This window comes from Nonomuraea jabiensis, from assembly GCF_014204795.1.
Taxonomy (GTDB): Bacteria; Actinomycetota; Actinomycetes; order Streptosporangiales; family Streptosporangiaceae; genus Nonomuraea; species Nonomuraea jabiensis.
Genome location: NZ_JACHMB010000001.1, coordinates 1,818,245 through 1,836,894 on the forward strand (window position 1 = coordinate 1,818,245; position 18,650 = coordinate 1,836,894).

Here is an 18,650-nt window from a genome sequence, read left to right on the forward strand (position 1 = left end):
TCCATCCCTACCAATTCAATCGGAATAGTTGGGATGTTGGAGCCGTGGAGTGGACCCCCGATGCGCGCGAGCTGGCCGACCTCGAGCTGCTGCTCTCCGGCGCCTTCGAGCCGCTGACCGGGTTCCTGGGCCACGATGACCTCCACGCTGTGCACGAGCGGGGCACTCTCGCCGACGGCACGCCGTGGCCCGCGCCCGTCACGCTCCACGTGTCCGCCGATCTCTCGCCCGGCGACGAGGTCACGCTGCTCGACCCCGAGGGCCTGCCGCTGGCCGCCCTCACGGTGGCCGCCCAGGAGCCCGACGGACTGACCTCGGGGCCGGTCAAGGGCCTCGGCACGCCCGAGCACGGCCCGTTCGCGCGCCTGCGGCGCACTCCGGCCGAGGTCAAGGCGGAGCTCGGCGGGCGTCCCGCGCTCGCCGTCACCATGCGGGGGCCTCTCGACGACCTCTCCGAGATCGTCGCCACCGCCAAGGAGCTCGACGCGCTGATCATGCTGCTCCCCCTCTCGTACGGCGAGGCGGGCCCCGCGGTCGTACGCGCCGCGCTGCGGGCCAAGGAGAAGCTGCCCGAGGACACGATCGTCGTCTCCGTGCCCCTGGCGCCCCGCGCGGAGCCCGAGATCGACCTGGAGCTGCGCGAGCACGTCGCCACCGCCTACGGCGCCGCCGAGCACCTGGCCGGCCCCGACCCCGTGCACATCCCCGGCCCGCCGCACCGCCGCGGCCTCGTGGTCTTCTTCACCGGCCTGTCCGGCTCGGGCAAGTCCACGATCGCCCGGGGCCTGCGCGACGCGCTGCTGGAGCTCGGCAGCCGCACGGTGACCTACCTCGACGGCGACGTCGTGCGCCACCTGCTGTCCAAGGGCCTGACGTTCTCCAAGGCCGACCGCGACCTGAACATCCGCCGCATCGGCTTCGTCGCCGCCGAGGCAGCCCGCCACGGCGGCCTGGCCATCTGCGCGCCCATCGCCCCCTACGCGGCCACCCGCGAGGAGGTGCGCGAGATGGTCGAGTCGGTCGGGGCCGACTTCCTGCTCGTGCACGTCGCGACGCCGCTGGAGGAGTGCGAGCGCCGCGACCGCAAGGGCCTGTACGCCAAGGCGCGCGCCGGCCTCATCCCCGAGTTCACCGGCGTCTCCGACCCCTACGAGGAGCCGGACGACGCCGAGCTGGTGATCGACACCACGCACATTTCGATCGACGCGGCCGTCTCCCAGGTCCTGGGGGCGCTGCGGTCTGGAGGCTGGGTTCGTTGATCGACTTCCCCCTGATCCTCGGGTCCTTCGTCGTCGCGATCGTGGTCGGGCTGACCGGGATGGGCGGCGGGGCGCTCATGACGCCGATGATGATGCTGTTCTTCAACGTCCCGCCGCTGGCCGCGGTCTCCAGCGACCTGGTCGCCTCGGCCGTCATGAAGCCGGTCGGCAGCGTCGTGCACCTGCGCCGGGGCACGGTCAACCTGCGCCTGGTCGGCTGGCTGTGCGCGGGCTCGGTGCCGGCCGCCTTCTGCGGGGTGTTCCTGGCCCGCGCGTTCGCGGTCACCGACGCGGTCAAGTACGCGCTCGGGGTGGCGCTCCTGCTGGCCGTGGCCGGCATGGCGCTCAAGAGCTGGCTCGGCGCGCGGGGCGGCACGTCGAGCGCCCACGAGATCGTCGTACGCCCAATTCCGACCCTACTGGTCGGTACGGTCGGCGGACTGGTCGTGGGAGTCTCCTCGGTCGGATCCGGATCGCTGATCATCGTGGCCCTGCTCGTCCTCTACCCGGCGCTCAAGGCCAACCAGCTCGTCGGCACGGACCTCGTCCAGGCCGTGCCGCTGGTGGCCTCCGCCGCGCTCGGGCACCTGCTGTTCGGCGACTTCCAGCTGGACCTCACGCTGTCGCTGCTCGTCGGCTCGATCCCGGGCGTCTACCTCGGCGCCCGGATCTCCTCGCGCGCCCCCGGCGGCCTGATCCGGGCGCTGCTGGCCATCGTCCTGCTCGCCTCCGCGCTCAAGCTGCTCAATGTGAGCAACACCCTCACCGTCTGGGCCCTGGTGGCCGCCACGGTGGTCACGGTCGTGGGATGGCGCGTCAGGGCCGGGGGACGGGTGTCGAGCGGAAGTAAGGATCCCGAGCCAGTTCGGTGAATGCCCGGTCGGCCCCTGTGCCGGTGTCGAAGCTGGTGTCGCCGCGCGGCGCCTGCGGCGAGTCGAAGTACAGCAGCGCCTTGATCTGCGGATATCGCTTGATCTGCCGCCGCACCGACTCGTAGAACGCCCGCTTGAACCCCCGGTCGTCACCCCGCTCGAACACCCCCCACTCGGCCACCATGACCGGCTTGCCCGGGAAGCGTGCCTGCATCCACCGGTAGAACCCCGGCCAGTCCGGATATTCCTTGCGGGTCTTGTTCACCAGCCCCTCGAAGTCCTCGACCCGGCCGTCGGCGTACGGGTCCATGGCCACCCAGTCGACCACGTCGTCACCCGGGTAGAGGTCCTCGAACCACGGCTCGGCCGCCCAGTTGGGCGCCCCCATGTACGTCATGACCATGACGGCGTTCTTCACTCCTTCGGCCCGCAGCCTGGCCACGACGTGCCGGAACATGGCCGCGTAGTCGGTGGCCTGCATGCCCGAGCCCGACGACTCGTCCACGTCGTTCTCGGGCTCGTGGTGGAGGGTGAGGAAGAACCGCTCGGGGAAGGTGCGCCTGAGGTATCCGGCCAGCCGGTCGATCCTGGCGTCGAGCGCCCCGTCGGCGATCTCGGCCCAGGTGTGGTCGAGCGAGGGCTTCCAGTTGACCATGAGCAGCCGGGGCCTGGCCGGGTCGCGGGCCAGCCTGATCTCGGCGGGCGTGGGGAACAGCTCGCTGCCCCGGTGGTAGACGTGCACCACGTCGGCGGCGGCGCCCATGCGCGACTCGGCACTGTGCAGGGCCTGGTCCAGCGGGGCGCCGCTGAAGACCTCCGGCGCCAGGCCCCACCAGGCGCCGCAGGACGGGATGAGCCTGGAGGTGGCCGTGCAGGAGGGCGCGCCCGAGGCTTCCTTGATCGCCACGGGCGCGCGGACGTTGGAGCCCTCCGCCGTGGAGCAGGCGGCCAGCATCGCGGTCGCGGCCAGAATGAGCGCCACGTTGGTGGTGTTATGAGAAATTCCCCGTAGCTGCAAAGCCTTTCAACCCCCTCGTCGAACGACCCCCGACTATCAAACCGGATCGTTGCCAAGCCGTTCCGGGAACTTCAGCAAGTGTGCCGGGTCTCACCAGCTCGCGATGGGTATATGGCTCAAGGAATTTTCCGGACATGTCCTTTTATAAGGCCATTGCCTTGTGCCGTTCTGCAGAAAATCTTGGGTATTAGGCTTGGCTGATAATCGTCCGCCCTATAGTGGGCGCACATCTCGACGCAATTCCAGGAGACCCTCCCCAATGAGCTCCGGCACGGACCTGGACGAGCACCTCTCGCTGTTGCGCAGGCGGTGGCTGCTGCTGGTGGGCTGCGTCGTGTTCGGCGGCACCGCCGGCCTCGCGCTCATGCGGCTCACGCCGCCGTCCTACACCGCGACCACGCAGGTGCTCGTCATGCCGGTCGGCCCCCAGGAGCCGGCCAACCAGGTGACCAGCCGCCAGCGCGAGGCCCTCAACCTCGACACCGAGGCCCAGGTCGCGCAGTCCGCCGTGGTCGCGGCGCGGGCGGCCAGGACGCTGCGGGTCGAGACCCCGGAGCCGGTCGAGGTCTCGGTGCCGCCCAACTCGGCGGTGCTGTGGATCTCGGTGACGGCCGCCGACGCGGGCGTCGCCGCGGCCCAGTCCCGCGCGTACGCCGAGGCGTACCTGGCCAACCGCCGCGAGAGCGCGCTGGCCGGGCTGACCGCCCAGCAGCAGGTGGTGCTGGGCAAGCTCAAGCAGGTCAACACCGCGCTCGGCGCGGTGGTCAAGCAGCTCGCCGGGCTGTCCAAGGGCAGCGCCGAGCACACGATCGCCACCCAGCGGGAGAGCGTGCTCAACCGGCAGGCCGCCGAGCTCGCGCTGAGGTACGACGCGCTCAGGACGGTCGCGGTGACCCCCGGCACCATCATCAGCCAGGCCGCCCCGCCGACCGCGCCCAGCTCGCCCAGCCTGCCCCTCTACCTCGGCACCGGGCTCATGGCGGGCCTGCTCGCCGGCTCGGCCGCCGCCTACGCCCGTGACCGGCTCGACCGGCGGCTGCGCACGGTCGCCGACGTCGAACGGCTGACCGGCCTGCCCGTGCTGGGCGACCTGTCGAGCCCGCGCGAGCCCGGCGTGGCCCACGAGCTGGCCTGCGCCGCGGTGGCCGCCTGTCCCGGCAAGCGGCTGCTGGTCCGGATCCTGCCGCCCGACCTGGAGGAGTCCGCCGACCCGGTGGCCGTCAACATGCCCCTGACCGTGCTCGACGGCTACGACGTACGCGACCTGTCCAGGGCCGACGCGGCGCTGCTGCTGGTCGGGCTCGGCCGGACCACCTCGGTCCACGTCGCCGCCGCCGTACGGCGGCTCGCCAGGCACGACGTACCCGTCATCGGCGTGGTCACGGTCACCGACGCGCTGCCGTCGTTCGTGCCGCTGCTGGAGCCACGCACGCACACCCCGCTCGGCAAGCTCGTCGCCACGGGCGAGCTGGACCTCGGCGAGACCACCCCCATGCCCATGCACCCGCGGCGCCCCGGCCAGCCGACGTGAGAGGGCCGACGTGAGAGGGCCGACGTGAGAGGGCCCGCGTGGCCGATCGCGGCGCTGCTCGTCGGCTATCCGGTGTGGTGGGCGCTGGGGTTCGGCGGGCTGTCGGTGATCGTGGTGGCGGTGCCGATGGCGGTGATCCTGTGGCGGCGCCGGCCGATCAGGGTGCCGCGCGGGTTCGGGCTGTGGCTGCTGCTGATCGCCGGCTACCTGGTGAGCGGGCTCATGCTGGCGGAGATGCCGCCGGGCACGTACGGCGAGATCGGGCCCGGCCGGGTCGTCGGCTACGCCATGCGGCTGGCGCTCTACACCGCCATTCTGATCATGGTGCTCTACCTGGGCAACCTCACCGAGCGCGAGCTGCCGCAGCTGCGCCTGGTGCGGATGCTCGGCGTGCTGTTCGTCACGACGGTCGCGGGCGGGCTGCTCGGCGTGTTCGTCCCGTCGTTCACGTTCACCTCGCCGGTGGAGCTGCTGCTGCCCGACTGGGTGGCCGCCAACTCGTTCGTGCAGAACCTCATCCACCCGACCGCCGCCCAGACGCAGAAGGTGCTGGGCTTCGCCTCCCCCCGGCCGGAGGCGCCGTTCGAGTGGGCCAACGCCTGGGGCAGCAACCTGTCGGTGCTGCTGGTGTGGTTCGTGGTCGGGTGGTGGGTGTACGGGGGGCGGCGGCGCAAGATCTTCGTGGCCGCCGTGGTCGCCCTGGCCGCGATCCCCGTCGTCTACTCGCTCAACCGCGGCCTGTGGATCGGGCTCGGGCTGGCCGTGGCGTACCTGATCGTCCGGGTGCGGGGCCGGACCAGGGTGGCGCTGTGCGGGGCCGTCGCGGTGGCGGCGGTGGCGTTCGCGCTGAGCCCGCTCGCGCCGCTGGTCGCGCAGCGGCTCGACCGGCCGCACTCCAACGACATCAGGGCCTTCACCGTGACGGCCACCGTCGCGGCGGCCGGCCACTCGCCGCTCATCGGGTACGGCAACACGCGCAACGCCCTGGGCAACCATCGCACGATCACCACGGGCCGCACCGAGTGGTGCGAGGGCTGCGGGCACCCGCCGCTGGGCAGCGACGGCCAGCTCTGGCTGCTGATCATCACGCAGGGGTTCACCGGGGCCGTGCTCTACGTGGCGTTCTTCGTGGGCGCGATCCGGCGCCACTGGACCGACCGCAGCCCGATCGGGCTGGCCGGGGTGCTGGTCATGGGGCTGGTGCTGCTCTACATGGTCGTCTACGACGGCCTGGTCACCCCGCTCTGCCTCTATCTCATCTCGTTCGCCCTGCTGTGGCGCAACAGCCGAGGGGAAGTCACGTGAACGACGCCGCCATCCGGCTCGACTATCTCGAGAAGACCGTGCGGCTGCTGTACCCGGGGCCGGGCTCGCCCCGGGCGTACACCGTGCTGCCGCACTCCGCCGTGCCCCGGCGCATGGTGCCACGCCGCTGGTGGCATCCCTGGTCCCCGGTCGTCGTGCCGGGCGAGGGGTCCATCGCCACGTACCTGGGCGAGGTCTTCGGGCGGCCCGTCGAGACCGTCCTGCACGTACGGCCGGCCGCGCGGGCCAACCGCAAGCCCGTCCTGGAGGCCCGCTCGGGCGGGCGGCTGCTGGCGTTCGTGAAGATCGGCGACAGCGCGCGGGCCCGCGCGCTGATCACCGCCGAGGCGGCGGCCCTGCGCAGGCTGGCCGCGCTGGAGCTGGGCACGGTGGTGCCGCCCGCCGTGCTGCACCACGGCAGCTGGCGGGGGCTGGCGGTGCTGGCGCTGTCGCCGCTGCCGGTGCGGCGCGGCCGGGTGCCGCGGCCGCTGCTCGTCGAGGCGGTCAGGGAGATCGCGGCCACCGGCGGGCCGTGCGCGGCCTGGCACGGGGATCTCGCGCCGTGGAACATGTGCCCGTCCCCCGACGGCCGGCTGCTGGTGTGGGACTGGGAGCGGTACGAGCTCGGCGTGCCCTACGGCTTCGACGCCGTGCACCACTTCTTCCAGCGGGCCCTGCGCAGGATGTCCCCGCCGGTCGCGGCGCGGGCGTGCGTGGCGCGGGCCGCCCGCGAGCTGGCGCCCCTCGGGGTGTCGGCGGCGGTGGCCAGGCAGACCGCGCTGCGTTATCTCATCACGCTGGCCGACCGGCACGCCGCCGACGGGCACGCGCCGCTCGGACCGCCGGAGACCTGGCTCAGCCCGGTCGTCGACCACGAGGAGCTGCTCACGTGAAGACCATGAAACGGTCGGTGCTGTCGCTGTCACGGGCCACGGGGAGGATCACGTCGGGGGTGCGGGTGCTGCCGTCGTTCCTGATCGTGGGGGCGCAGCGGTGCGGCACCACCTCGCTGTACCGAGCGCTGGCCCAGCATCCGCTGCTGCTCAAGCCGGTGCTGCACAAGGGGGTCCACTACTTCGACGTCGGCTACGCGCGGGGACTGCACTGGTATCAGGCGCACTTCCCGCTGCGGATGAGCGCCGGGCTGGTCGAGCACCGGTACGGCTCGCGGGCGCTGGCCTTCGAGTCGTCCCCCTATTACCTGTTCCATCCGCTGGCCGGGGAGCGGATCGCGGCCGACCTGCCCGGGGTGCGGCTGATCGTCCTGGTACGCGACCCGGTCGAGCGGGCCTGCTCGGCCCACGCCCACGAGCTGGCCAGGGGCTACGAGACGGAGTCGCTGCTGGAGCGCGCGATCGAGCTGGAGTCCGAGCGGCTGGCGGGGGCCGAGGAGGCGCTGCGCGAGTCGCCCTTCTCCGTGCACCACTCCCACCGCCACCACGCGTACGTGGCCCGCGGGCGCTACGCCGACCAGCTCGACCGGCTGGAGGCTCTGGTCGGCCGCGAGCGGATCCTGGTGCTGGACAGCCATCGGTTCTTCGCCGAGCCGGAGACCGCCTACGACCGGGTCCTGGCGTTCCTGGGCGTGCCGCATCTCGGTTATCCGCGGTTCGAGCGGCACAACGGCCGCCCGCTGCCGCGGCCGGTGCCGCGGGTGCTGGCGCGGAAGCTGCGCGACCACTTCGAGCCGTACGACGCCCGGCTGGTGCGGTGGCTGGACGGTGAGCCCTCGTGGCGGCGATGACCGCGCTCGCGGACCGGCGGCTGCGGCGGGGCGGGATCGCCGGGGTGCTGGGGGCGGGCTGCGGGGCGGTCGCGCAGTTCGTGCTCGTGATGGTCGTGACCAGGGCGTTCAGCCCGGCCGACGCCGGGGCGTTCTTCACGGTCACCGCGATGGCCCTCATGGCGGCGGGGATCGCCAAGCTGGACGCGGGGAACGGGCTGGTGTTCTTCATCGCGCGGGCGAAGACCTACGACTATCTCGGCATATCCGGATATATCCGGGCGGCGCTCGTGCCCTGTGTGGTGGCCTCCTGCCTGGCCGGGGCCGTCCTCTACCCGCGGCTGGGCCCGCTCGCCGCGATCCTGCCCGTCATGGTGGTGGGGGACGTGCTGCTGGCCGCCACCCGGGGGTTCGGGGCCATGCGGCCCACCGTGCTCGTGGACGGGCTGCTGGTGCCGTTCTCGCAGCTCGCGCTGGTCACCATCGCCGCGCTGGCGGGGGCGGTCGCGTGGCTGCCGGTGGCCTGGGGGGCGCCGTACGCGCTGGTGGCGGTCGTCGCCCGGGCGGAGCTGCGGGGGCGGGTGCCGCGGACCGCGTACCTGCCGGGGACGGCTCGCGACCTGTGGCGGCACACGGCTCCCCGGTCGGTCGCGGGGGCGATCCAGGCGGTGTTCCAGCGGCTGGACATCGTGGTCGTCGCGCTGCTCGGCGGGCCCGCGCAGGCCGCCGTCTACACGGCCGCCACCCGGTTCAAGGTGGTCGGGCAGCTCGCGAACCAGGGGCTGGCGCAGGCCGTACAGGCCCGCCTGGTGAGCGCGCTCGCCGACGGCGAGCGGGCGCGGGCCCGCGAGCTGTACCAGACCGCCACGATCTGGCTGGTGCTGCTGACGTGGCCGGTGTGGCTGGCGTACGCGGCGCTGGCGCCGTGGCTGCTGCGGCTCTTCGGCCCCACGTACGGGTCCGCGGTCCCGGTGGCCCTCGTGCTGGCCGGGACGATGATGGTGGCGACGGCCTGCGGGATGGTCGACGTCGTGCTGACGGCCGCCGGCCACACGGGCACGAGCCTGCTCAACCTGGTGGCGGCGGTCACCTGCACGGTGGCGCTGGACGTGGCCCTGATCCCCGTCCACGGCGCGTTCGGGGCGGTCATCGGCTGGTCGGGCGGCGTGCTCGTCAAGAACCTCCTGCCGCTGTGGCAACTGCACCACCGCTACGGCCTCCACCCCTTCGGCCGCCACACCCTGCCTGCTCTGCGAGGGAGCGCCGTTGCCTGGACTGAGGAGCGTCGGGAGCGCAGCGACCAGAGCGACGAGGGAAGGCAACGGACTTGAGCGACCGAGCCGCCTCCACGGAGTGGAGGCCATGGACGCGGAGGGTGGCATGACTGTCTTGGTTACGGGGTTGCCGAGGAGCGGTACGAGCTGGACCGGCAAGATGCTCGCCGCCGGCGGCGACCTGGTCTACGTCAACGAGCCGCTCAACCCGCAGCACCCGCCCGGCCGCTGCCCGGGAGTGCTCAGGGCCACCGTGACCCACCGGTTCCAGTACATCTGCGACGACAACGCCGCCGACTGGCTGCCCGCCTTCCGCGACACGGTGGCCCTGCGCTACCGCTGGCTCGCCGAGCTGCGCGCCAACCGCTCCCCGTACGACCTGGCCCGCCTGCTGCGCTACGGCACCGCCTTCGCCTTCGGCCGCCTGACGGGCCGCCGGGCGCTGCTCGACGACCCGTTCGCGGTGCTGAGCGCGGGCTGGTTCGCCGCTGCCCTGGGCTGCCGGGTGATCGCGCTGGTGCGGGACCCGGTGTCGTTCGTGGCGAGCTGGCAGCGGCTCGGCTGGACGGTCTACTTCCACGAGCTGCTCGAACAGCCGCTCCTCGTCCGCGACCACCCCGAGCTGCTGGAGCTGCGCGCGCTCGTCGGCTCCCAGGACCGGCTCGCCAAGGCGGCCGCGCTGTGGCGGGCGACCCGCGCGATCCTGGAGCGCACGCCCGGCGTCCGCGTCACCTCGTACGAGTCGCTGGCCGCCGACCCGCTGACCGGCTTCCGCGAGCTGTACGCCTACGCCGGCCTGCCATGGACGCCCGCGGCCGAACGCCGCATCACGCGCGCCTGCACGGGCTCCTCCCGGGCGGGCACGGGGTTCGCCTGGTCAGGCCTGTCGCGCACGGCCTACCGCCCCATGGACTCCCGCCGCGCGCTCGACGCCGCCGCCCGGGGGCTCAGCCCGCGGGACGCGGCCCGGGTCCGCGCCCTCACCTCGTGAGGCGGGTGACCAGGCTGCCTCCCAGCAGCCGCAGCGCGAACGGCAGGTCGTCGACCAGATAGCGGCGGGCCAGCCGCCCCGGCTCGCAGCCCAGCCGGTACGCCCACTCCAGCCCGGTCCTGCGCATCCAGCCCGGCGCCCTGGAGACCGTGCCGGCGGCGAACGCGATCGCCGCCCCGCACCCCACGAACCACGCCTCCGGCAGCTCCTCCCGCAGGTCGGCGATGAGCCGGTCCTGCCGGGGGAACCCGAGCCCGACGAACACCACCCTCGGCCGGGACGCGGTCACCATCCTCCGGACGCGCGCGCTCCCCTCGGGGGTGGTGTCGAAGTGGTACGGCGGCGCGTGGACCCCGCAGACCTGCAGCCGGGGATGGCAGCTCGTGAGCTCCTGGGCGGCCCTGCGCGCCACGCCGGGAGGGCCGCCCAGCAGGTAGACGGGCCAGCCCCGGCGGGCGGCGAGCTTGCTGAGCGACCAGATGAGGTCCGCGCCGGTGACCCGCTCGGGCACCGGGGTGCCGAGCAGCCTGGCCGCCCACACCAGCGGCATCCCGTCGGTCACCACCAGCTCGGCGGTGCACACGAGCTCCCGGAGGGCGGGGTCGGTGGCGGCGGCGCGGCAGATGTCGACGTTCGGGGTGACGATCCGGCCGCCCCTGCCGGCCTCCAGCTCGGCCTCCACCCACCGGACCACCTCGTCCTCGGTGAGCGCGTCCACCCCGATCCCGCCGACCCGCACCCGGTCCCACCAGCGGACGGGCGCCGCCACCTGCAGCCCTTCACCGCCGCCTGCCCACACGCCCAGCCGCCCGCGTCCCTGAGGCACGGCACCCGTCGGCGCACCTCCAAGAGCCGGCGGCGGTGGATCGTCGGGGAGGGGGACGGGGGAAGCCGGGATGACGTCCTGGTGCAGGGCCTCCGGGAGGCGCTGGAGCGGGACGTGCGGAGTGGTGGTGGTCTCCGAGCGAGTCAAATGCCGTGCCCCCTACGGTGAAGAGCGGAAAGAACCGCCGGCGCGGAGATGAGGCCGGCCGCCACCGCCAGGGCGATGGGGGCGCGCGGCTCCCCGGCCCGGGCCCCCATGGCGCGCACGGCCCAGCGGACGGCCTCGCGGCGGTGGCCGAGCGCCGCGTGGCCGAAGGCAAGCTGGCCGTAGACCCGTGCCGCGCCGCGCGGGTCCACGGCCAGTTCGGGGTGCCGGGCGAGCATCCAGTCGAGCCCGGCAATACGGTCCGCCCATCGGGCGACATAGTGGGATCCACCCCAGCGCACCCGGACGAGCGGGCGGTCCACATGGGTGATCGGCCGGCGGCGGGCGGCGCGCAGGGCCAGGTCCCAGTCCTCGTTCTGGCCGCCCGGGGCGCTCTCGTCCACCCGCAGCGCGCCGCGCTCGAACAGGAACGTCGACGAGTGGACCATCACCATGCGCGAGCGGACCAGGTCGTCCGCCGTCACCGTGTCGCACCCGGCCAGGCGGGCCACGCGGCGGTGCCCGTATTCGACCTCGATGCCGCAGCTCGCGAACTCGCCGCCGCGCTCGCCGAGCGCCCGCGTCTGGGCGGCGAGCTTGCCGGGCAGCCACACGTCGTCGTCGTCGCAGAAGGCGACGAGGTCGGTGTCGCAGGCCGCGATGCCGGTGTTGCGGGCGCCGGGCAGGCCCGGGGTGCGCGTGTTCGGCAGGACCCGGACGCGTGGGTGACGGGCCGGCGCCTCGATCTCCCCAGGGGCGGCGCCGTCGGCGACCACGACCACGGACAGGCGGCCGGGGTGGTCCTGGGCCAGCGCCGACTCCACCGCCTCGCGCAACTGCGCCGGGCGGTCGCCCCGGGTCGGGATCACGACGCCTACCGAGGGGGTCATGCGAGCCCCCGGTAGCCGTAGCGGGCCCTGAGCGGCCACGTGAGGGCGTCGACCACCCGGCGGTCGCCGTCCCGCAGGCCCGTCACCCACGCGTCGTCCCGGCGCAGCTCGATCCGCCCCACGTGGAAGCGCATCGGGTTGCCGGAGGCGGTGTGGGAGGGCCCGAGCCAGGCGGTGCGGCCGTCCAGGAACGGCAGCTCCGGCTCCGCCAGGCCGAGGCCGAGCGCCAGGGAGCTGAGCGTGGGCCCGGGCGCGGCGAGAAGGTCTTCGTAGCGGACCCTGGTGACGCGCGCCCCGCGCCCCGGCAGGAGCTCGAGCGCGACGTTCTGGGCCGTCCAGTGGACGGCCGTGTGGGCGGGCCGCCACCGGGTCATGGGCCGCCCGTCCTCGGGGCGCCGCACCGTCCTGGCCCAGGAGTGGGCGACGGCGCGCGGGTCCCTGACCACGTGGACGATCCGTACGTCCACCCCGGCGGCCACCAGGCAGCAGGCCAGCGACGCGTGCTTGCTGGAGTCGATCACGACCGGCGCGCCCGCGGCCTCGTACAGGAGCCGGTACGCCTGCACGTACTCGGCCAGGTCGCGATGCGCGATCCGCGCGATCCTGCGCGTGCGGTCGACCCGGCGCCGCAGCGTCAGGACCTTGCCGGCCAGCTCCGGGCTCCATCCGCCGAACGCCCGCTCCCCCACCTGCCGCCAGAAGGGACAGTCGGGAAAGGCCACGCCGCACCCGCACGACTCCCCCGCGAGCACGCCCCGCTCCCAGAGGTGCACGACCTCGCCGAGCGCGACCACGCCCGGCAGCTCACCCAGGAGCCGCTCCAGCAGTGTGGTGCCACTGCGTCCGAGGCCGCCCAGGTAGATGACCCGGGTGGGGCTTTCGCGGTCGGTCACGAAAAAGGGCCTTCACGTCGTGAACACGGAACGCGAAGACCCTATCGCGGAGAGTAATCGGGGGTCGGAGAACCCGGAAAGATCTACCTAACGGGCGTCGATGACCATGCCGGCGCCGACGGTGCCGTTGGTGGCCTCGTCCACGAGGATGAAGCCGCCGGTCATCCGGTTACGCGAGTAGTCGTCCACGAACAGCGGCTGGGTGACCCGCAGCGACACCCGCCCGATCTCGTTGAGGCCGAGGGAGGCGGCCTCCTCGTCGCGGTGCAGGGTGTTGACGTCGAGCCGGTAGTGCAGGTCGCGCACCATGGCGCGGGCCGTACGGGTGGTGTGCTTGATCGTCAGCTTGGAGCGCGGCGTCAGCTTGAGCCCGTCGGCCATCCAGCAGATCATCGCCTCCAGCTCCTGCGCCACCTGCGGCTGGTTGTTGGGCCGGGCGATCATGTCGCCACGCGAGATGTCGAGGTCGTCCTCGAAGCGCAGCGTCACCGACATGGGCGGGAACGCCTCCTCCACCGGCCCGTCGTAGGTGTCGATCGAGGCGATGCGGGTCGTGAGCCCCGAGGGCAGGTGCACCACCTCGTCGCCGGGCTTGAGCACGCCGCCCGCGACCTGGCCCGCGTAGCCGCGGTAGTCGTGGAGGGTCTGGTCGGTGGCCCGCTGCGGGCGGATCACGTACTGGACGGGGAAGCGCACGTCGACCAGGTTGCGGTCGGAGGCGATGTGGACGTTCTCCAGGTGGTGCAGCAGCGACGTGCCGAGGTACCACGGCATGTTCTCGGAGCGCGAGACCACGTTGTCGCCGTTGAGCGCGGAGATCGGGATGAAGGTGAGGTCGGAGACGTTCAGCTTGGACGCGAACGCCGTGAACTCCTCCCTGATCTCCTCGAACCGCTCCTGCGAGTAGCCCACCAGGTCCATCTTGTTGACGGCCAGCACCAGGTGGGGCACCCGCAGCAGCGTGGTCAGGAACGCGTGCCGCCGCGACTGCTCCAGCACGCCCTTGCGGGCGTCGATGAGGATGATCGCCAGGTCGGCCGTGGAGGCGCCGGTGACCATGTTCCGGGTGTACTGGATGTGGCCGGGCGTGTCGGCGATGATGAACTTCCGCCGGGGCGTCGCGAAATAGCGGTACGCCACGTCGATCGTGATGCCCTGCTCCCGCTCGGCCCGCAGGCCGTCGGTCAGCAGCGACAGATCGGTGTATTCGGTGCCCCGGTCGCGCGAGGTGCGCTCGACCGCCTCCAGCTGGTCCTCGAAGATCGCCTTGGAGTCGTAGAGCAATCGTCCGATGAGGGTGGACTTGCCGTCATCGACACTTCCCGCCGTGGCGAAGCGAAGAATGTCCATTAGAAGTAGCCTTCCCTCTTCCTGTCCTCCATCGCGGCCTCGGACGAGCGGTCGTCGGCCCTGGTGGCCCCGCGCTCGGTGATCCGGGTGGCCGCTATCTCCTCGATGATCTCCTCGACCGTGGCGGCCGTCGACTGCACGGCGCCCGTGCACGTCATGTCGCCCACGGTGCGGTAGCGCACCACGGCCTCGAACAGCGGCTCGTCGTCACCCCGCGCCACGACCTCGGAGTCGGGCAGCAGCATGCCGTCGCGCTCGAACACCTTGCGGGTGTGGGCGAAGTAGATGGAGGGGATCTCGATGCCCTCGCGCCTGATGTAGTCCCAGACGTCGAGCTCGGTCCAGTTGGACAGCGGGAAGACGCGGATGTGCTCGCCCTTGCGGATGCGCGAGTTGTAGAGGTTCCACAGCTCGGGGCGCTGGTTCTTCGGGTCCCACTGGCCGAAGTCGTCGCGGAAGGAGAAGACCCGCTCCTTGGCGCGGGCCTTCTCCTCGTCGCGGCGCGCGCCGCCGAAGACCGCGTCGAACTCGTGCTCCTCGATCGCGTCGAGCAGCGTGGTGGTCTGCAGGCGGTTGCGCGAGGCGCGCCGCCCGGTCTCCTCGACCACGCGTCCGGCGTCGATGGAGTCCTGCACGCTGGCCACGATCAGCCGCGCGCCGAGCTCGGCGGAGCGGCGGTCGCGGAAGTCGATGACCTCGTCGAAGTTGTGGCCCGTGTCGACGTGCATGAGCGGGAACGGGATGGCCGCGGGCCAGAACGCCTTCTCCGCGATGCGGAGCATGACGATCGAGTCCTTGCCTCCGGAGAAGAGCAGACAGGGACGCTCGAACTCGGCCGCCACCTCGCGCATGATGTGAATGGCTTCGGCTTCGAGCACGTCGAGCTGCGACGTCGTGTAGTCGCGCTGGAGCATGGGAGCTTCCTCCGGCGGTTTAGCGGTGCAGGTCCCGAATCCCGCTGAGCAGCGATGTCGCTAGCTCAGGTAGGGAAACCAGGATATCCGGTAGTGACGGGTCGGCTTGGTTGTAGGTCAGCTCGGAGCCGTCGATGCGGCTCGCATGGGCTCCGGCGGCCTGGGCGACGGCGACCGGCGCGGCGGAATCCCACTCGTACTGGCCCCCGGCGTGTACGTACGCCTCGACCTCGCCGGTGAGCACCGCCGAGATCTTCGCCCCGGCGGACCCGATGGGGACCAGGTCGGCTCCGACGAGGTAGGCCAGCCTCTGCACGAACTCCGGCGGCCGGGTGCGGCTCACCGCGATGCGGAAGCGCCCCCCGTCGAAGGAGGGCGGCTTGGGCGGCTGCGCGGTGGTCAGCGTGCGGCCCTGGGCGGGCAGCGCCACGGCGCCCGCGGTCAGCGTGCCGCCCTCCCACAGCGCGACGTGCACGGCCCAGTCGGACCTGCCCTCTTCGGAGAATTCGCGGGTGCCGTCGAGCGGGTCCACGATCCACACCCGGGACGCGCCGAGCCGGCGCGGGTCGAGCCGCTCCTCGCGGGTGGCCTCCTCCGACAGCACGCTGTCGCTGGGACGGAGCCTGGCCAGCGACTCCATGAGGAAGACGTGGGAGGCCCGGTCGCCCTCCGCGCGCAGGGCGGAGGAGTCTCCGAACCCGGTGCGCTCGCGAATGCGCAGCAGCCGCTCACCCGCCTCGGTGGCCAGATCGGCGGCAAGTGAGTGGTCGTCGCGAATCGTCATCAATAAGCTCCTTGCCCGCGGGCGACGGCCGACCAAGTCTTCCACAGGATCTGGAGGTCGAGCGTGAGGGACCAGTTCTCCACGTAACGCAGATCGAGGCGCACGGATTCCTCCCACGATAGGTCAGATCTGCCACTGACCTGCCAGAGGCCGGTCATCCCAGGGCGTACGAGGAGCCGTCTGCGCACGTCGTCGCCGTAGCGCGCCACCTCCTCCGGCAGCGGCGGCCGGGGACCGACGAGCGACATGTGGCCGCGCACGACGTTGATCAGCTGCGGCAGCTCGTCCAGCGAGGTGCGGCGCATCCACGTGCCGAGCGGCGTGACCCGGGGATCGTTCCTGATCTTGAAGAGCACGCCGTCGCGGTCGCTGACCAAGGTGATCTTCTGCTGCTCGGAGCCGCGCCGCATGGTGCGGAACTTCAGGATCGTGAACAGCTTCCCGTCCCTGCCGACCCTGGTCTGCCTGAACAGCGCGGGCCCGGGGCTCGTCACGCGTACGGCCACCGCCAGGCCCACCAGCAGCGGCGCGAGCAGCACCAGCAGCGCGGCGGCGACCAGCCGGTCGAAGACGTTCTTGACCAGCTTCCTGGCCCCGCCCAGCTCGGGGTGCTCCACGTGCAGGAGCGGCAGCCCGGCGGCCGGTCTGATCATGGTGCGCGGGCCCGCCACGTCCATCAGCGCCGGGGCGACCACCAGCTCGGTGTGGGTGCGCTCCAGCCGCCAGGCCAGCCGCCGCAGCGCCTGCCCGTCCATCTCGGGACAGGCCAGCACGGCCACGGTGTCGGCGCGGAACTGGTCGACCACGATCGGCACGTCGCTGAGGTCGCCGGCGACCGGCACCTCGCCCACGAAGTCGCCAGGCGCGCCCCCCGGCAGGCAGGCGGCCACGACGTCCATGCCGTGGTAGCGCTCCTTCTGGAACAGCCGCACCAGCTCCTCGACGGACGCCGCGTGCCCGACGGCGACCACCTTGCGCATGCACTCCCCCGCCGCCCTGCGCCGGTGCAGGGAGCGGCGCAGGGCGTACCGCAGGAGCAGCGTGAGCAACGTCACCAGCGGCAGCGCGAGCACGACGTAGCCCCGGGCGACGTCGGTCTTGGTCAGGTACGAGCAGATGGCGGTGCCCGCGGTCAGCGCGACGCCCGACTGCACGACCCGGCGGAACTCCTCGGAGCCGACGCCGAGCATGCGCGGCTCGTAGGCGCGGTTGAGCGCCACCGCGAACGCCCACACCACCGGCAGGGCCAGGCTGACCAGCAGGTACGGCAGCACGTACGGCGTGAGCTCGCCGAAGCGCAGGTAGAAGGCGAGCCCGGAGCCCACCCAGGCCCCGCAGAGGTCGCCCAGCACCGCGCGGAAGCGATAGGAGCGGACCCAGGTGGGCGTGCGCGGGCTGACTCGCCAGGAGGCCACATGGCCCGGTCCGACGACGGCCATGAAGCCCTCACCCCGCACGCATGCCTCCAGGTGACCATTCCTGAACGGACAGTCACAGATGGTAGCTGCGAGAGAGGCAGGGAACCGGCGAACGGACCTATGTGGCGATCAGCGTGGTGGGCCCGAAATATGCAGATCAGACCGGTGGAAGTCGTTCTGGGTGACTTCGAGACCGCGGGACATCAGCGACTCCACGACGTCGGCCGCCCGGTCCACGAGGAAGGGAAGGTCCTTGCGCTCCATGGTGGCGAAGTCCCGCAGCACGAAGGAGGCGGGGTCCATGCGGCCGGGCGGGCGCCCGATTCCAAAGCGGACCCGCAGGTAGTCGCGGGTGCCGAGGACCTTGGTGATCGACTTGAGGCCGTTGTGACCGTTGTCGCCGCCGCCGAGCTTGGCCCTGAGGGCGCCGTACGGCACGTCGAGCTCGTCGTGGACGACGATCAGCCGCTCCGGGCCGATCTTGTAGAAGTCGGAGAGCGCCTTGACGGGCCCGCCGGAGAGGTTCATGTAGGTGAGGGGCTTGGCCAGGATGGCGGTGCTGGTCTCGCAGACCTCAGCCCTGCTCTTGTGCGCCTTGAACCGCCCGCCGGCCCTGGCGGCGAGCTCGTCGAGCACCATGAAGCCCGCGTTGTGCCTGTTGCCCGCGTATTCGGGCCCGGGATTGCCCAGGCCGGCGATCAGCCAGCGATCCATCTGCACCCCTTACAGCGGAACGGGGCGGCTCGAGTCCGGCCGCCCCGTTCACGAATCGGACGCGTTACTCGGCGGCGGGGGCCTCGGCGGTCTCGCCCTCGGCGGCGGCCTCGGCGGCCTCCTCGCCCTCCGCGGGCTCCTCGACCGGCTTGGCGCTCACCTGGAGCACGACGGCCTCGGGGTCGGCGGCCAGCGTGGCGCCCTTCGGCAGCGTGAGCTGCGCGGCGGTGATGGCGGTGCCGACCTCCAGGCCCTCGACGTCGACCTCGACGCCGGTCGGGATGTGGGTGGCCTCGGCCTCGACGGCGATGGAAACGAGCTGCTGGTCGAGCAGGCCGTCGGTGTGGACGTCGCCGACCGTGGTGACCGGGATCTCGACCGTGACCTTCTCGCCGCGCTTGACGAGCAGCAGGTCGACGTGCTCGACGAAGCCCTTGATCGGGTCGCGCTGCACGCCCTTGGGCAGGGCCAGCTCGTCGACGCCCTCACCCTTGAGGCGGATCAGCACGTTGGGCGTGCGGAGCGCGAGGAGCACCTCGTGGCCGGGCAGCGTCAGGTGCTTGGGCTCGATGCCGTGGCCGTAGAGAACGGCGGGCACCTTGTCGGCGCGGCGGATCTTGCGGGCGGCGCCCTTGCCGAACGCGGTGCGGGGCTCGGCGGCGATACGTACTTCGGACATGACATCTCCTAGGGATGCTTGAGATCGTGGGTGTCGGCGCTCCCCCTCACCCGCCCTAGCGGAAG

At 72.3% G+C, this 18,650-nt stretch carries 18 protein-coding genes; 8 read left to right on the forward strand and 10 right to left on the reverse strand.

Features of this window, described 5'->3' with window-relative positions; all coding sequences use genetic code 11:
- The first annotated feature begins 44 nt into the window (after positions 1-44).
- Together cysC and HD596_RS07810 are read left to right on the forward strand one after the other, a co-directional pair.
- On the forward strand, positions 45-1,259 hold the full coding sequence (cysC, locus tag HD596_RS07805) for an adenylyl-sulfate kinase (protein ID WP_185068626.1): 1,215 nt from the start codon (positions 45-47) through the stop codon (positions 1,257-1,259).
- Positions 1,256-2,131 carry a sulfite exporter TauE/SafE family protein gene (locus HD596_RS07810; RefSeq protein ID WP_246554203.1) on the forward strand — a complete coding sequence of 292 codons (876 nt, stop codon included), beginning with the start codon at positions 1,256-1,258 and terminating at the stop codon, positions 2,129-2,131. The genes cysC and HD596_RS07810 overlap by 4 nt, the downstream gene beginning before the upstream one ends.
- On the opposite strand, the gene HD596_RS07815 is transcribed toward HD596_RS07810, so the two are convergent.
- Entirely contained in the window at positions 2,076-3,113 is a 1,038-nt protein-coding gene (locus tag HD596_RS07815; protein WP_313043178.1) for a glycoside hydrolase family 26 protein, read from the reverse strand. The genes HD596_RS07810 and HD596_RS07815 overlap by 56 nt on opposite strands.
- Before the next feature lie 295 nt (positions 3,114-3,408).
- Here HD596_RS07815 and HD596_RS07820 point away from each other — a divergent pair, with 295 nt between their 5' ends.
- Genes HD596_RS07820 through HD596_RS07845 form a run of 6 tightly spaced genes read left to right on the forward strand, consistent with a single transcriptional unit; the run spans position 3,409 to position 9,973 of the window.
- The gene (locus HD596_RS07820; RefSeq protein WP_185068627.1) at positions 3,409-4,680 is read left to right on the forward strand and encodes a Wzz/FepE/Etk N-terminal domain-containing protein; all 1,272 of its coding nucleotides are present in this window, start codon (positions 3,409-3,411) and stop codon (positions 4,678-4,680) included.
- Positions 4,681-4,704: 24 nt separating this feature from the next.
- On the forward strand, positions 4,705-5,985 hold the full coding sequence (locus HD596_RS07825; protein WP_185068628.1) for a hypothetical protein: 1,281 nt from the start codon (positions 4,705-4,707) through the stop codon (positions 5,983-5,985).
- Entirely contained in the window at positions 5,982-6,878 is an 897-nt protein-coding gene (locus HD596_RS07830; protein WP_185068629.1) for a hypothetical protein, read from the forward strand. Before HD596_RS07825 ends, HD596_RS07830 begins: the two co-directional genes overlap by 4 nt.
- Positions 6,879-6,883: 5 nt before the next feature.
- The gene (locus tag HD596_RS07835) at positions 6,884-7,729 is read left to right on the forward strand and encodes a sulfotransferase domain-containing protein (RefSeq protein WP_185078346.1); all 846 of its coding nucleotides are present in this window, start codon (positions 6,884-6,886) and stop codon (positions 7,727-7,729) included.
- Positions 7,726-9,039 carry a lipopolysaccharide biosynthesis protein gene (locus tag HD596_RS07840; RefSeq protein ID WP_185068630.1) on the forward strand — a complete coding sequence of 438 codons (1,314 nt, stop codon included), beginning with the start codon at positions 7,726-7,728 and terminating at the stop codon, positions 9,037-9,039. Before HD596_RS07835 ends, HD596_RS07840 begins: the two co-directional genes overlap by 4 nt.
- Before the next feature lie 49 nt (positions 9,040-9,088).
- The gene (locus HD596_RS07845) at positions 9,089-9,973 is read left to right on the forward strand and encodes a sulfotransferase (protein WP_185068631.1); all 885 of its coding nucleotides are present in this window, start codon (positions 9,089-9,091) and stop codon (positions 9,971-9,973) included.
- Here HD596_RS07845 and HD596_RS07850 read toward each other — a convergent pair.
- The 9 genes from HD596_RS07850 to HD596_RS07890 all read right to left on the reverse strand — a co-directional run bounded on the left by HD596_RS07850 (position 9,963) and on the right by HD596_RS07890 (position 18,585).
- Positions 9,963-10,799 carry a WecB/TagA/CpsF family glycosyltransferase gene (locus HD596_RS07850; RefSeq protein WP_313043180.1) on the reverse strand — a complete coding sequence of 279 codons (837 nt, stop codon included), beginning with the start codon at positions 10,797-10,799 and terminating at the stop codon, positions 9,963-9,965. The two genes, HD596_RS07845 and HD596_RS07850, sit on opposite strands and share 11 nt — an antisense overlap.
- Positions 10,800-10,942: 143 nt before the next feature.
- Positions 10,943-11,833 (reverse strand): glycosyltransferase family 2 protein, encoded by an 891-nt coding sequence (locus HD596_RS07855; RefSeq protein ID WP_185068632.1) that lies wholly within the window; start codon positions 11,831-11,833, stop codon positions 10,943-10,945.
- Entirely contained in the window at positions 11,830-12,726 is an 897-nt protein-coding gene (locus tag HD596_RS07860; protein ID WP_185068633.1) for a sulfotransferase family protein, read from the reverse strand. Before HD596_RS07860 ends, HD596_RS07855 begins: the two co-directional genes overlap by 4 nt.
- Positions 12,727-12,813: 87 nt before the next feature.
- A complete protein-coding gene (cysN, locus tag HD596_RS07865; RefSeq protein WP_185068634.1) occupies positions 12,814-14,076 on the reverse strand; it encodes a sulfate adenylyltransferase subunit CysN in 1,263 nt (420 codons plus the stop codon).
- Positions 14,076-14,990, reverse strand: a complete 915-nt coding sequence (cysD, locus tag HD596_RS07870; RefSeq protein ID WP_185068635.1) for a sulfate adenylyltransferase subunit CysD — start codon at positions 14,988-14,990, stop codon at positions 14,076-14,078. The genes cysN and cysD overlap by 1 nt, the downstream gene beginning before the upstream one ends.
- 19 nt (positions 14,991-15,009) lie before the next feature.
- Entirely contained in the window at positions 15,010-15,774 is a 765-nt protein-coding gene (locus HD596_RS07875; protein ID WP_185068636.1) for a 3'(2'),5'-bisphosphate nucleotidase CysQ, read from the reverse strand.
- Positions 15,774-17,213, reverse strand: coding sequence for a sugar transferase (locus tag HD596_RS07880; protein ID WP_185068637.1), 1,440 nt, complete (start codon positions 17,211-17,213; stop codon positions 15,774-15,776). The genes HD596_RS07875 and HD596_RS07880 overlap by 1 nt, the downstream gene beginning before the upstream one ends.
- A 108-nt stretch (positions 17,214-17,321) precedes the next feature.
- On the reverse strand, positions 17,322-17,906 hold the full coding sequence (gene pth, locus HD596_RS07885) for an aminoacyl-tRNA hydrolase (RefSeq protein ID WP_185068638.1): 585 nt from the start codon (positions 17,904-17,906) through the stop codon (positions 17,322-17,324).
- A 64-nt stretch (positions 17,907-17,970) separates the two neighbouring features.
- A complete protein-coding gene (locus HD596_RS07890) occupies positions 17,971-18,585 on the reverse strand; it encodes a 50S ribosomal protein L25/general stress protein Ctc (protein WP_185068639.1) in 615 nt (204 codons plus the stop codon).
- Positions 18,586-18,650 lie beyond the last annotated feature (65 nt).